Origin of the sequence: Micromonospora sp. NBRC 101691 (genome assembly GCF_030269285.1) — a bacterium.
GTDB lineage: Bacteria > Actinomycetota > Actinomycetes > Mycobacteriales > Micromonosporaceae > Micromonospora > Micromonospora echinospora.
This window is the reverse complement of sequence record NZ_BSTB01000001.1, coordinates 520096-533251: the sequence shown is the minus strand read 5'-3', so window position 1 is coordinate 533251 and position 13156 is coordinate 520096. Positions and strand designations below refer to the sequence as shown.

Below are 13156 nucleotides of genomic sequence, written 5' to 3'. Positions count from 1 at the left end.
GCGTTCCGACCCCGCAGGTGCGACGTACCTCAACGGTCGGGGTAGAGGGCGGCGACGTCGGCGGCGTACCGCTCGCGCACCACGTCCCGCCGGACCTTGAGGGTGGGGGTGAGTTCCCCGGCGTCCTCGGTGAGATCCCTGGGCAGGATCCGGAAGGTCTTCACCGCCTCCGCGTGCGAGACGGACCGGTTGGCCCGGTCGACGGCGGTCTGGATCTCCCGGCGCAGCGCGGGGTCCTCGCGCAGCTCGGCCACCGAGGCGTCCGGCCGCCCGTGCTCCTCCCGCCACCTGGCGAACCGGCGCGGGTCGACGGTGACCAGCGCGGCCACGTACGGCCGGCCGTCACCGACCAGCATGCACTGGCTGACCAGGGGATGAGCGCGGATGCGGGCCTCGATCGGGGCGGGTGCCACGTTCTTGCCGGAGGCGGTGACGATGATCTCCTTCTTCCGTCCGGTGATCCGCAGGTAGCCGTCGGCGTCGACGCTGCCGAGATCACCGGTGCGCAGCCACCCGTCGGCGGTGAACGCCTCCCGGGTCGCCTCCGGGTTGTTCCAGTACCCCCGGAACACCACGTCGCCCCGGACGAGGACCTCACCGTCACCGGCGATCGCCAGCCACACGCCGGGCAGGGGGCGGCCGACCGTGCCGATCCGGAGCGCCGAGGGACGGTTCACCGCCAGCGCCGGCGAGGTCTCGGTCAGCCCGTACCCCTCCAGCAGGAGGATCCCGGCCCCCCGGAAGAAGTGCGCCATCCGCTCGCCCACCGGCGCGCCGCCGACGATGGCCACCCGGCACCGACCGCCCAGCACCCGCCGCACCCGTCGGTACGCGACCACGTCGCACAGCAGGTGGGCCAGGCGCAGCGCGGCCCCCGGCCCGGCGGGGGTGTCCAGACGCCGGCTGTACGCGACCGCCACCCGGTACGCCGCCTCGGTCGCCCAGCCCCGGACCGCGACCCCGACCCGCCGCCCCTCGCCGGGGCGCTGCCGGATCCGGTCGTGCAGTTTCTCGAACACCCTCGGCACGGCCAGCACGAACGTGGGACGGAACCGCTGGAGCTGGTCGACCAGGCCGGACGGGTCGCCGACGTGCACCAGGGTCGCGCGGGCCCGCACCGCCCCGACCTGCACCAGCCGGGCGAACGCGTGCGCCAGGGGCAGGAACAGCACGGTGGACGCCTCCGCGCGGAACAGCTCCGGCAGGACGGCGGTGGCGTTGCTGACGTCGAGCAGGATGTTGCGGTGCGTCAGCACGCAGCCCTTGGGGCGGCCGGTGGTGCCACTGGTGTAGACGATCGTGGCGATGTCCTCGCCACCGACCGCGCACCGCCGGGCCGACACGCTCTCCGGGTCGACGGCGTGCCCCCGTTCCACCAGGTCCACCAGGGCGCCGGCGTCGATCTGCCAGACGAGCCGCAGCTCCGGCAGGTCGGGCCGCAGGCCGGCCAGCGTCCGGGCGTGGCCGGCGGTCTCCACCACGCAGGCCACGGCCCCCGCGTCGGCGAGGATCCAGGCCACCTGGTCCGGGCTCGACGTGTCGTACACCGGCACCGGCACCGCGCCGATCGACCAGAGGGCGTAGTCGACCAGGGTCCACTCGTACCGGGTCCGGCTCACCAGCCCCACCCGGTCCCCGGCCGCCACGCCGACCGCCGCGAACCCCCGTGCCAGGGCGATCACCTCGTCGCGGAACTGCCGGCAGGTCACCGGCGTGACACCGTCGACCACCGGCTGCGGGGACGGCCAGGCCCGCTGGTCCGGGTCCGGGCGGAGGAACAGCACCGCCTCCGGGTCCCGGCGGGCGTTCTCCCACAGCATGCCGGCCACACCGCCGCCCCCGACGCCGGTGACCACCGGCGCCACCGCCACGTCCCGCACCACCGCACCTCCAGCGCCGTTCGAGGAGTCCCGGCCGATCATGTCGCGGGACAGGGCGGCGCCGGCGGGGAACGCGTGAACCGCCGCGCCGCGCCGTCCGGGGTGCTAGACGTCGCCAGCGGCGACGGCCGTCCATGTCCCGGAGCCGGTACGCCGACTAGGCTGGCAACGGCCGTCTTGGGCGGGACGCATCAGCGAGGGGAGACACGGCATGCCGTGGAGCTGGCGGTACGAGGGCGCGAACGGCGAGTCGGTGGACGGGCCCACCGAGTCGTTCAGCAGCCAGGCGGACGCCGAGTCCTGGATCGGGCAGACCTGGCGGCAGCTCGCCTCGTCCGGGGTCACCGCGGTCGACCTGGTCGAGGACGACCGGGTCGAGTACCGGATGAGCCTCGCGCCCGCCGCCGAGTGACCGGGTACGACCGCCCGGGCGGCGGCGAGCGGCTGGTGCTCGGCGTGCCCCGGGCGGCGTTCCGGCCCAGCCCCGTCTTCCTGGCCCTGGTCGCGCTCTTCGTCACCAGTGCCGTCCTCACCTGGCACCGGGTCGGCAACGTCCGGCTGGACGTGTTCCTCTTCGTCGTCTCCGGCTGGCTGGTCTCGCTCTGCCTGCACGAGTACGCCCACGCGATCGTGGCCTTCCGGGCCGGCGACCGGAGCGTGGCGCACCGGGGCTACCTGACCCTCAACCCGCTGAAGTACAGTCACCCGCTGCTGTCGATCGTGCTGCCGGTGGTCGTGGTGCTGCTCGGCGGCATCGGACTGCCCGGCGGCGCGGTCTGGGTGGACCGGCACCGGATTCCCGGTCGGCTACGGCACACGCTGGTCAGCCTCGCCGGCCCGGCCACCAACGTGGTGTTCACCCTGGTGCTGATCCTGGCCCTGCGGCTGACCGGTCCCGCCCCGCTGGAGTTCCTCGCCGCCCTGGCGCTGCTGGCCTTCCTCCAGCTCACCGCGAGCGCGCTCAACCTGCTCCCGGTGCCGGGCCTGGACGGCGGCAACATGATCCAGCCGTGGCTCAACCCGCAGTGGCGACGAATGTACGACCTGTTCGCGCCGTACGGGTTCATCCTGCTCTTCGCGCTGCTGTGGAACCCGCGTATCGCCGGTTGGTTCTTCGGCGCGGTCTTCGCCGTCGGCGACGTCCTCGGCCTGCCCGCGCCGCTCTACGCACACGGGCTCGACCTGATCCGCTTCTGGCAGTCCTGACCCGGCCCGTCCCCGGTTCCGCCGGCCCCCGGCCCGGTCCACCGCCCGGATTCCGTCGACCCACCGTCCGGGTTCCGTCCACCCGCCGGCCGCCCCGCCGGCCGCCCCGCCGGCCGACCGGTCCGGGTCGTCGTCGTGGTCGACCGACGGCCCGGACCGGTCCCGGCGGTCAGGGCCGCTTGGCGGGGCTCTCCGTCTTGGCCGGGTCCCGCTCGGTGATCGGGCCGACGATCTCGTCGATCGCCTTGAGCAGGTCCGCGTCCAGCTTCACGCCGCTCGCCTTGACGTTGTCGTGCACCTGCTCCGGACGGGAGGCGCCGATGATCGCGGAGGAGACGTTCGGGTTCTGGAGCACCCAGGCGATGGCGAGCTGGGCCATGCTCAGCCCGGCCTGCTCGGCGAGCGGCCTGAGCCGCTGCACGGCGGTGAGCACCTCGTCGGTGAGGAACCTCGCCACGAACGCCGCGCCGGACTTCTCGTCGGTCGCCCGGGAACCGGCCGGCGGCGGCTGCCCCGGCAGGTACTTGCCGGAGAGGACGCCCTGCGCCATCGGCGACCAGACGATCTGGCCGACGCCCAGCTCCTCGCTGGTGGGGACCACCTCGGCCTCGATCACCCGCCACAACATCGAGTACTGCGGCTGGTTGGAGACCAGCGGGATGCGCAGCTCACGGGCGAGCTGGTGGGCCTCGCGGATCTGCGACGCCTTCCACTCCGAGACGCCGATGTAGTGCGCCTTGCCGGAGTGCACGATGTCGGCGAACGCCTCCATCGTCTCCTCCAGCGGGGTGCTGTAGTCGTACCGGTGGGCCTGGTAGAGATCCACGTAGTCGGTGCCCAGCCGACGCAGCGAGCCGTTGATCGACTCCATGATGTGCTTGCGGGACAGTCCCCGGTCGTTGCGCCCCGGACCCGTCGGCCAGAAGACCTTGGTGAAGATCTCCAGCCCCTCGCGGCGCTCGCCGTGCAGCGCCCGCCCGAGGACCTCCTCGGCCCGGGTGGCGGCGTACACGTCGGCGGTGTCGAAGGTGGTGATGCCGACGTCGAGGGCGGCCCGGACGCAGGCCAGCGCGGCATCCTCCTCGACCTGCGACCCGTGGGTGATCCAGTTGCCGTACGAGATTTCGCTGACCATCAGGCCCGAACGGCCCAGGTGACGGAATTTCATGCCTCGACCCTAGCCCGGATCCGGCCCTCACCAGGAGGACGCCCCGGCGTGCCGGTGCCCATCAGAGCAACGGCTCGGTGTCCGCCAGCAGGTGGTCGATCTCCGCCATCAGCCGGTCCCGGCTGCCGTGCGCCGGCTCGATCAGCGGCTCGCCCCGTCGGTCCAGCGCGCCCCACCGGCCGGCCGTGTCCCGGACCAGGAAGGCGACCGGGTGGACGACCACCGCGGCGTGTTCCGGCGCGACGACCACGCGACCCGACCGGTCCAGCACACCGCGCCGGCCGCCGAGATCCACCACGGCCAGCCCCTCGTCGGTGAAGCCGTCGACGTACCGGCCGTCGGCGAGCGGGGTGGTGAAGCCGGCGTACCTCGGGGGCACCACCATCCGCCCGGACCGGTCGACCGCGCCCCACGCGCCGTCGACCCGGACCGCCGCCACCCCTCGCCGGAACGGCCGGACGTCGTCGAAACGCGACGGGACGACCACCACGCCGGCGGTGTCGACCGCCTGCCAGCCACCGGAGGAGTCCCGGGACACCCAGGCCAGGCCGTCGGAGAACGAGCGGACGTCGAGGTAGGACGCGTCGACCAGGGTCGTCCCGGTGTCGTCGATCAGCTCCCAGCCGTCGACGTCCGGGCGGCGTACCCAGGCGACCCCCTCGCGGAACGGCTGCACCTCGGCGTACCCGGCGGCCACGACCAGTTCGCCCTCGACGTCGGCGTACCCCCAGAGCTGTTGCTCCTCGTCGAGGCTCGGCACCGGTGGCCGGCGCGTCTGGAGAATCTCCTCCCGGGCCCGGGGGAGCGGTCCGAAGCCCTCCGCGGCGGCCTTTGCGAGGACCGCGTCCAGCGCCACCTCGGTCCGCGCGATCTGCTCGCGGTCCTCGCCCCGGCGCAGGTCCAGGGCCCGTTCGAAGTGCTGGCAGGCCTCGACGAGCCGACCCTGCTCGTAGCCGGAGCGGGCCAGGTGCTCGTGCAGGGTGGCCCGGAGCCGGTCGGGCAGCTCCGGGGAGTTCGCCTCGGTGAGGAGACGGTCGGCCTCGGCGAACTCGCCCCGCCACTGGAGCACCCGGGCCAGCCGGGCCCGCACCAGCGCGGTGCGCCGCAGCTCGCCGGTGGCCTCGGCGTAGGTCAGCGCGAGCCGGCCGTCGTCGAGCGCGTCGTCGAGGTCACCCAGCATCCGGTTGGTCACCGCGCGGAGGCTGAGCAGCCGGGCCCGCGAACGGTTGTCGGCGACGTCGCCCAGCTTCTCGGTCAGGCCGTGCCGAGCCTCCCGGAGGGCGTCCGGCGCGTCGACCACCTCGCGCAGGGTCTCCGGGTGGAGCCGCCAGCGGCGTCCGGACAGCCACTGCTCCGGATCCGGGCGGAACGGTCCCGTCCGGTCGGATGCCGGGCCGTCGCCGTCCCGGGCCCGCCCCACGGACGGCGCGAACAGGGCGTGGCCGGACGGTCCGGAGACCGGTCGGTGCGGTGGTCCGGAGACGGGACGTCCGGGCGGTGCCGCAGTCGGTCGGCCCGGTGCCGGTGACACGGGCTGCCCCGGTGGCCCGGAGACGGGTCGGTACGGCGCTCCGGAGACAGGACGTGCCGGTGGTGCGGAGACCGGTCGGCCCGGCGCCGGTGAGACGGGCTGTTGCGGTGGCGCGGAGGTCGGCCGGCCCGTCGCCACGGAGCCGGAGCGCTCCGGCGGGGTGGAGACGGAGGAACCTGCGGGCGCGACGACGGGACGGAAGGCCGGGGGCGCCGAGACCGGGGAGACCGGGGGCGTGGCAGGCGGGCGGGCCGGGTCGGGAGCGGGTCCCGGCGGAGCGCCGGCCTCCGTGCGCCACCGGTCGGGCACCGGCGTCGACGGGGCCGGCGGTGTGGGGGACACCGGCTGTTTCGGCCGGAACCAGGCGTCCGCCCCGTGAGGATCGACCGGAACGCGCGGCGACGGGCCCGGTGGCACGTCGGCCGGCGGCGACACCGGAGCACTGGAGGGCCGGACCGTGCTGAACGCCCCGGGTTCCGGTGCGTCCGGTGGCGACGACGCGCCGCCAGTGTCCTCCGACAGCGGTTCCGGAACGGTTACCTGAGCCGGCGGGGCCGACACCGCAGCTGTCACGGGCGCGTCGGGCACCTGGCGCGCCGACACCGGTACGGCGGAGATCGGGGGAGCCGACACGGGACGGGCCGGCGGCGGCGTGGCGGGCGTCGGTATGCCGAACACGGGCGGCGCGGACACGGGAACCACGGGCTCGGGAACCAGAGGCTCGGGCGGCATGGACCCCGGCGCGTCGGCCGCGGACCGTGCAGCGACGGGTGGCGCGGAGACCGGCCGTGGAGCGACGGGTGGCGCGGAGCCGGGCGGAGGGGCGACCGGCGGTGCGGAGACGGGCGGTGCGGAGACAGGCGGTGGGGCGACGGGCGGTGCGGGGACGGGTGGTGCGGAGACCGGCCGTGGAGCGACCGGCGGCGCGGAGACGGGTGCGGTGGCGGTCTCGTCGGGCGGGACCTCGGCACCGTCCACCGGGGACGCGGAGACCGGTCGGACGGCAGCGGACCCGGACGGCACCGGGACGGGCTCCGCCGGCACCGGTGCCGCCACGTCGAGGCCCCCGGCCGACCCGGTGCCGGTCACCGCCGGGGCAGCGGTGGTGGGCTCGTCGTCGTCGGCCGGCTCCGGCACGGCCGGCGGCGTGGGGGAGACCGGCGGTGCGTCCGCAGGCACGTCGGGTGGCGGCCCGTCGAGCACCGGCGCGTCGGGCCCCGCCGCGTTCAGCGGTGGTACGTCGGGCGGCGGCGGTGCGTCCACCGGTGGCGCCGACACGAGCGGATCGTCCGCCGACGGCGGGGACACGGGTGCGCCGACCGTCTCCGGCGTGGTGGCGCCCGCATCGGCCGCCACCCCGCCGGCCGTGTCGATCCTGCCGACCGTGTCCACCGGGCGGACCGGCTCCGGCGTGCCGGCGATCTCTGGTGCGGCAACCGGTTCCGGTATGGCAGCCGTCCCTGGCGCGGCAGCCTGTTCCGCTGCGGCGGGTTCCGCCCCGGTCCCCACCTCGTCGGCTGGTACGTCCAGGGCCGGTCCGTGGCCGGGGTTCCGAGGTGTGACCTCGCGTCCGTCGTTGCTGTCGCCGTCGGTAGGGCCGGTGCGGGGAACGCGCGTCGGGTCGTCAGCCTCACCGGCTGATCCCGTCGGCCGGTCGTCGCCGACGTGATCAGGCCGGTCGTGGTCGACCGGCTCCGGCTCCGGCTCCGGGGCCCGGGCCGGTCCGGTGTCGACGGTGTCGGTCGACGCCTCCACCACGGCCGTCCCCGGTGCCGGATCGTCGGTGCCGTTGGCCGGGACCGGCGTGTCGAGCCGGTCGTCCGTCGTCTCCGGGGCGTCGGGGGCCGGGTGGGTGCCGGTCGCGGCTTCCTCGTCCGTGGGCTCGGACAGATCCGCGTCGCCCTGGCGGCCCGCCTCGTCGAGGGTACGGTCCGTCCGGGTGCCCGCAACGGCGTCCTCGGCCTCCGGCGCGGGGCGGACGTGACCGGGTGCCGGCTCGGCCCCGTCGGTGTCCGCATCCGGCGTGGGGCGGTACGCGTCCGGGACGGCGGCATCGTCGTCCGTGGTCTGTCCAGGTGTGCCTGCGGCCCCGGGGGAGGGCAGGAACTCCAGGCGCAGCCCACCGAGGGCCGGTGCGGTGGTCGGTGCGGACGAGGCCGGACCGTCGGCCGGTACGGCAGCCGCTCCGCCGACCTCCGGCACGGGACCGGTTTCGTCGTTGGCCGCAGACGGCGTCGGCGCCACGGTCGGCGTGGCGGTGGGTGGTTCGGCCGGTGGTGACGTGACCGGGCGCAGATCCTCCGCCGTCAGGCGTTCCCACTCGGGGACGAGCTGCTCGTCCCGGGCCGTCGACCGGGCCGGCCCGATCCGGGCGGTGTCCTCGACCTCCGGGGACCACTCCTGCCGCGCCCGCGTCGGCTCCTCCGGCCGGGCGTCCCACCGTCGGGCCCCGGCGTCCCACGGTTGTGGTCGGGCGTCCTCGGGGGTGTCTCCCGGCCGCATGTGCACGGGGTCGTCCTGCGGCTGCGGCCGGGCGGTCTCGGGGACCCCCGGCCGACCCGGGCGGGACCACGCCTGGGTGGTCTCGTCGTCGGCCGGAAACCAGTCCCGGGCGCGGGGCGCGGGTTCGCTCCGGCTCTCCGACCACGGTGGAGCCACCGACGCGTCGTCCCGGGCGACGGGCTGCCGGGGGTAGGCCCGGGTGTCGTCCCGGGACCACTGCGGACGGGTGTGCCGGTCGTCTCCGGAGCGGTGTTCGCCGGACCAGCGCCGCTCGGGTCCGGTGGCCGGGCGGTCGGGCCACGGGGAGGTGGCGTCGGCCGGGGGCGGGGGTGGGGCGACCGGCGGCCGGAACGGCTCCCGTTCCGGGGAGCGGTGTGCGGTCCAGCCGTCCCGGCGGCCGTCCGTCGCGCCGTCCGGACGGTCGTGTCCGGGCCCGGTGTGCTCGGGCACGTCGGGTCGGGAAACCGGGCGCCCGGACGCGTCAGGCCCGGGCGTCGTGCGCCGGGGCACCGGGTAGCCCCGCCGCTCCGGCGGGTCGTGCCAGCGTGCGCCGTACGGCGGCTCCTCGGGCTCGGGCCGGCGCCCGCCGTACGGGGAATGCTCCCCGGGCTCCGGCAGCCATCCCGGCTCCTGCCGCGGCGCGGGGGAGACCGGTGGGTACGGGCGGGGGTCGCGGCTCGACGCCGCCCACCCGTCGGGCCCGTGCTGCGGGCGGTCGCCGTGCCAGCCGCCGGGACGGTCCGGCTCCCGGCCCCGGGGCCGGTCGCGGTCGACCGTCCACCCGGGCGGTTGGTGCCGGAGGTCGGGGCGGGGCTGGTCGGCCGGTGGACCGGTCCGCCATCCCGTGTTCGGAGCCGGCTCCACCGGGTGGCGGTCCTGCGGCGGTGGCCATCCCGTGGACGGCCGGGCGTACGGGTCGTCGACCGGGGACCGCTGTTCGTCCCACCGACCCGACCAGCCCTGTCCGGCGGGGCCGCCGTGGTCGTCGCGGGCGGGCCCGCGCCGGTACCGGCCGTCCTGGTCGAGCGGCACCAGTGGGACCACCTCGGCCCGGCCGGTGGCGGTGGCCCGGTTGCGGTCGCCCCGGAACGGGACCTGCTGGATGCCGATGTCGCCGGGGTAGCGCTGCCCCGGGAACTGGGGATGCCACTCGGTGGTCGGCTCGACCATCCAGGACGGTTCGGCCGGGTCGCGCCAGCGGTCGTATCCGCTCATCCGGTGACCTTCCGCCCGCCCGCGCGCCGCGCCCGGGGGGCCGGATCGCGTCGGTCGCTCACGGCGGTGTCACCTCGTCGGAAATTGTCGCGCTGGCAGCCGGGGCGTGTCTGTAGAGTCGCCCGGTCCGGCACTGGGTGGCTGCGGAAGGAGGGTAACGGCGTGGGCTCCGTCACCGCCACTGTGGGACCGGCCCGGCACTCAAACGTTATCCTATGGTTTCGGACATTTGCTGCGATAGTCGGATCGGGATTCCGGCGTTACTCCACGTATCGGCAGGCTGCGGTGGCCGGGGTGGTCACCAACACCGTCTTCGGTTTCCTCCGTTGCTACCTCCTGCTCGCCGTGGCCCGGCAGGCCGGCTCGGTCGCCGGTTACGACCCGGCCCGGCTCGCCACCTTCGTCTGGATGGGGCAGGGGCTGCTCGCCGTCGTCCTGCTCTGGGGCTGGACCGACCTGGCCGACCGGATCCGCACCGGGGACGTGGTCAGCGACCTGCTCCGCCCGGTCGATCCGGTGACCAGCCACCTCGCCGCCGACCTGGGCCGCGCCGGCTACGCGGTGCTGGCCCGCATGGTGCCGCCGGTGCTGGTCGGCCCGCTCTTCTTCGAGGTCTACCTGCCGACCCGCTGGTCCACCGCGTTGCTGTTCCCGCTGTCGGTGCTGCTGGCGGTGGTGGCCTGCTTCGGCTGCCGGTACCTGGTCAACGCCACCGCCTACTGGTTGCACGACGTCCGCGGCGCGATGATCCTGTGGACGCTCAGCTCGGGTCTGCTGGCCGGGCTCTACTTCCCGCTGCGCTTCCTGCCGGAGGGGCTCCACCAGACGCTGTGGATCGTCACCCCGTTCCCGAGTCTCTTCCAGACCCCGCTCGACGTGCTGGTCGAGGTCGACCCGCCGTCGATCTCGCTCGCCCTGGTCGGGATCCAGGTGGTCTGGGCGGTGCTGATCCTGGCGTCCTGCCGGCTGGTGCAGCGCCGGGCCGAGCGTCGGCTGGTGGTGCAGGGTGGCTGACCCGGCCGGCACGACGACCGGCGCGTACCGGGCGCTGCTCGGCGCGCAGGCACGGTCGCAGACCGCGTACCGGGTGTCGTTCACCGTGGACCTGGTGGGCAACGTCGGGGCGACCGTCTTCGACGTGCTCACCGTCTTCGTGCTCTTCGGGGTGACCCGGGAACTCGGCGGCTTCACCCTGCGCGAGACGTTCGTGATGGTCGCCCTCTCCGCCTGTGCCTTCGCCACCGCCGACCTGCTGGTCGGCAACATCGAGCGGCTACCCCGGTACGTCCGCACCGGCCTGTTCGACACGGTGCTGCTGCGACCGCTCGGCGCGCTGCCGCAACTGCTGCTGATGGACCTGCCGCTGCGCAAGGTCTCCCGGGTGGTCTTCGGGCTGGCCGTCCTGGTGGTGGCGGTCGGTACGGCCGGGATCGAGTGGACCCCGGCCCGGGCGGCACTGGTGGTCCTCGCCCCGCTGGCCGGGGTGGTCTTCTTCGGCTCGGTCTTCGTGGCCACCGCGACCGTCTCGTTCTACTGGGTCGAGTCGGGGGAACTGGCCAACTCGGTCACCTACGGCGGGCGGGACTTCACCTCGTACCCGGTCACGGTCTTCGGGGGCTGGTTCCGGGCGGTCTTCGCGTACGGTCTCGGCTTCGCCTTCGTCAGCTACCACCCGGCGCTGGCGCTGCTCGGCCGGGACGACCCGCTCGGCCTGCCGGCCTGGGTGGGGTGGGCCTCGCCGGGCATCGCGGTGGTCGCCGCCGCGATCGCCGCCACGGCGTGGCGGATCGGTGTCCGACACTACCGGAGTACGGGGTCATGAGCACGACCGTGATCGAGGCGCACGAGCTGCGCAAGGAGTTCACCGTGCGGGTCCGGGCCGGGCGGCTGCGCCGGCACAAGCGGACCGTCACCGCTGTCGACGGGGTCGACCTGCGGGTGGAGCGGGGCGAGATGCTCGGCTACATCGGGCCGAACGGGGCCGGGAAGTCCACCACCCTGAAGATGCTCACCGGCGTGCTCACCCCCACCGCCGGCCGGGTGCGCGTCTGCGGCCTGGCGCCGGTCGCCCGGCGGACCCGGCTGGCCCTGCGCATCGGCGTGGTGTTCGGGCAACGTTCCCAGCTCTGGTGGGACCTGCCGCTGCGCGACTCGTTCGACCTGCTGCGGCACGTCTACCGGGTGCCGGCCGCCGACCACGCGGCCCGGCTGCGTCGCTGCCGGGAGCTGCTCGACCTGGACGCCTTCCTCGACACCCCGGTCCGCCAGCTCTCCCTCGGCCAGCGGATGCGCGGCGAGCTGACCGCCGCCCTGCTGCACGGCCCGCAGGTGCTCTTCCTCGACGAGCCGACCATCGGGCTGGACGTGGTCAGCCGGCAGGCGGTCCGGGGCTTCCTCGCCGAGCTGGGCCGGACCGGGGACACCACCCTGGTGCTCACCACCCACGACCTGGCCGACATCGAGCGCCTCTGCCGACGTCTCGTGGTGATCGACCACGGCCGGGTGGTGCACGACGGCTCGATCGCCGCCCTGCACAGCAGGTACGGCTCCCGCCGGCTGGTGGTCGCCGAACTCGACGTCGCCCTGCCCGAGCCGCCGACGCTGCCCGGCGCGCCGTTGCAGCGGGTGGAGGCGGACGGGCACCGGCTGGTCTACGCCCTGGAGGCGGCGGGTGCGGCCGAGGTGGTCGCCGGGCTGGCCGGGCTCGCCACGCTCCGTGACATCTCGATCGTCGAACCGGACATCGAGGACGTGGTGGCCCGCCTCTACCGCAGCCCGCATCCGGTGTGATGCGGGGGAGGCGCGGGCGTGCCCGGTTGGTAGCAGGGGACCCCCTGTTACCGCTTGATGAGGAACAGGGGTCCCCTGCTACCACCGCAGAAGCGCGGTGCTGCCACCGTGGGAGAACGGAACGTCAGATCGGGTCGCCGAGGTTGACCCGGGGTGCCGGGGCGCGCATCTTGCGGAACGTGATCGAGCGCATGATCGCGTAGAGGTAGAGCGAGCCCATCCGCTGGCCGGTGTTGGGATAGCGCTCACGGACCAACTTCTTGATCTTGCGGCTGATCAGGATGGAGTCGATCACCACACCGATCGCCAGCGCGGCCCAGAGCAGGTTCGAGACCAGGCGCACGGTCGGCGGCATCGCCGCCGACGAGCCGATCAGCACGACCAGCGCGCCGCCGAAGAACCAGGTGCCGACGGTACGTCGGGAGTCGACGACGTTACGGGCCAGCAGCCGTTCCGGCCCCCGGTCCCGGGGGCCGCCCTCGCGGCGGAACTCCTCTGCCGCCTCGGCCCGCAGACGACGCCGCCGCTCCTTGGCCTCCTCCTTGCTCAACGGCTTGGTGGCAGCGGCGACCCGGCGGTTGGCCGTGGGTCGCTTCGGGGTCTCCCGTCCCTTCGCGGGCGTGTAGCCACGCGGGCGGGCGGAGTCGGACGTCTCGTCCACCGTCACCTCGGTGACGGCCTCGTCGGCGAGGTCGGTGGACTTGCGGCGAAACAGCGAGGGCACGTGGTGAAGGGTAGCCAACCGTCGGCGGCCGGTGCACATCACGGTGCGCCGGCCGCCGGCACGGGTGAGTCAGGTCATGCCGGGCGGTGGGTCCGACCGGAGTCCGGGGCGGCCGACCGGGCCGCCCACGCGGCCCCGCC

At 74.9% G+C, this 13156-nt stretch carries 9 protein-coding genes; 5 read left to right on the top strand and 4 right to left on the bottom strand.

Going from position 1 to position 13156, the window contains the following annotated elements; genetic code table 11:
• Positions 1-29 precede the first annotated feature (29 nt).
• Positions 30-1880: an AMP-dependent synthetase/ligase gene (locus QSK20_RS02235; protein ID WP_285786845.1), complete on the bottom strand. Its 1851-nt coding sequence runs from the start codon at positions 1878-1880 to the stop codon at positions 30-32.
• A gap of 211 nt (positions 1881-2091) precedes the next feature.
• Here QSK20_RS02235 and QSK20_RS02230 point away from each other — a divergent pair, with 211 nt between their 5' ends.
• Both QSK20_RS02230 and QSK20_RS02225 read left to right on the top strand, forming a co-directional pair.
• Positions 2092-2292 (top strand): hypothetical protein, encoded by a 201-nt coding sequence (locus QSK20_RS02230; protein WP_285786844.1) that lies wholly within the window; start codon positions 2092-2094, stop codon positions 2290-2292.
• Complete coding sequence (locus tag QSK20_RS02225) at positions 2289-3086, top strand: site-2 protease family protein (RefSeq protein ID WP_285786843.1); 798 nt, start codon at positions 2289-2291, stop codon at positions 3084-3086. The genes QSK20_RS02230 and QSK20_RS02225 overlap by 4 nt, the downstream gene beginning before the upstream one ends.
• Before the next feature lie 169 nt (positions 3087-3255).
• On the opposite strand, the gene QSK20_RS02220 is transcribed toward QSK20_RS02225, so the two are convergent.
• Positions 3256-4254, bottom strand: a complete 999-nt coding sequence (locus QSK20_RS02220) for an aldo/keto reductase family protein (RefSeq protein WP_285786842.1) — start codon at positions 4252-4254, stop codon at positions 3256-3258.
• Between the two features lie 61 nt (positions 4255-4315).
• On the bottom strand, positions 4316-9502 hold the full coding sequence (locus QSK20_RS02215; RefSeq protein ID WP_285786841.1) for a WG repeat-containing protein: 5187 nt from the start codon (positions 9500-9502) through the stop codon (positions 4316-4318).
• 162 nt (positions 9503-9664) lie between these two features.
• Between QSK20_RS02215 and QSK20_RS02210 the strand changes: the two genes are divergently transcribed.
• From QSK20_RS02210 to QSK20_RS02200, 3 genes are read left to right on the top strand one after another with little or no spacing between them, the layout of a single operon-like run.
• Positions 9665-10516 (top strand): ABC transporter permease, encoded by an 852-nt coding sequence (locus QSK20_RS02210; RefSeq protein WP_502888826.1) that lies wholly within the window; start codon positions 9665-9667, stop codon positions 10514-10516.
• Positions 10509-11324, top strand: coding sequence for an ABC transporter permease (locus tag QSK20_RS02205; protein ID WP_285786839.1), 816 nt, complete (start codon positions 10509-10511; stop codon positions 11322-11324). Before QSK20_RS02210 ends, QSK20_RS02205 begins: the two co-directional genes overlap by 8 nt.
• Positions 11321-12292, top strand: coding sequence for an ABC transporter ATP-binding protein (locus QSK20_RS02200; RefSeq protein WP_285786838.1), 972 nt, complete (start codon positions 11321-11323; stop codon positions 12290-12292). Before QSK20_RS02205 ends, QSK20_RS02200 begins: the two co-directional genes overlap by 4 nt.
• A gap of 124 nt (positions 12293-12416) precedes the next feature.
• Here QSK20_RS02200 and QSK20_RS02195 read toward each other — a convergent pair whose 3' ends face one another.
• The gene (locus QSK20_RS02195; RefSeq protein ID WP_285786837.1) at positions 12417-13055 is read right to left on the bottom strand and encodes a DUF3043 domain-containing protein; all 639 of its coding nucleotides are present in this window, start codon (positions 13053-13055) and stop codon (positions 12417-12419) included.
• Between the last annotated feature and the right edge of the window lie 101 nt (positions 13056-13156).